The 749-nt window shown below is 55.7% G+C and carries 1 pseudogene; it reads right to left on the bottom strand.

The features are described from left to right. Positions 1 to 683, bottom strand: a pseudogene (locus NKI97_RS35375) (1,3-1,4-beta-glycanase); the annotation flags it as partial. Between the last annotated feature and the right edge of the window lie 66 nt (positions 684 to 749).

The raw sequence follows: 749 nt of genomic DNA, 5'->3' as shown, positions 1-749 counted from the left end.
AGCGTGTTGAACTCGTCCGAGAAGGTGAGTTCCAGATGCGACCTGTCCAGGGCCAGATCGAACTGGCCTGGGGTGAACTGGTCGACGGTCTTGTTGGCGAAAACGAGAAATTCGTCATTGGACAGATTAAGTCGGACGTTCGCTCCCGACTGAACCATGTTGGCGTGCACGTCCTCGAAGGAGGTGAAGCCGTAACTCCCGACACGCACGGTATCATCGACCCCAAAATCGAGGATCAGGTCACTGCCGTTGCCGGGGGTCACGACGAAAATGTCCGCCCCGGATCCGCCCTTGAGAACGTCATCGCCCTGCAAGCCGTCGAGCGTCTGTTGGCCGGAGCCGCCGGCAACGATGTTGTTTAGCTCGTTTCCGAAAGCATAGTGTTTGTCGCCGGTGACCGTCAGGTTTTCGAAATTCGCTGGGAGTTTGTAGCTCATCCAAGTCGATATGGTGTCGACACCCTCGTTGGGCAGCTCGACCGCTTTGTTTTTGGAGGAATACAGATAATAGATGTCATCGCCCTTGCCGCCGTACATCGTCACGGTGACGCTACCGTCGGCGTACATTGAGTCGTTGTAGATGCTGCCATAAAGTGTCGGGCCGGAATTCGTCGCCGAATACCACTTTACGGAGGATCCGCTGTAGGGGAGTGGAACACCCTTGGCGTTCAGTACGTTGGCCATTTTGGTCCTTTCTCCTCTTGCTCGCCTCGATATCGGGCCTAACACCTATTGAGAGCAAAAGGAGCC

The organism is Mesorhizobium sp. M0296 (assembly GCF_040321675.1).
Classification (GTDB): Bacteria; Pseudomonadota; Alphaproteobacteria; order Rhizobiales; family Rhizobiaceae; genus Mesorhizobium.
Note: the sequence above shows the minus strand (reverse complement) of the source record. Positions and strands in the feature narration are given on the sequence as shown.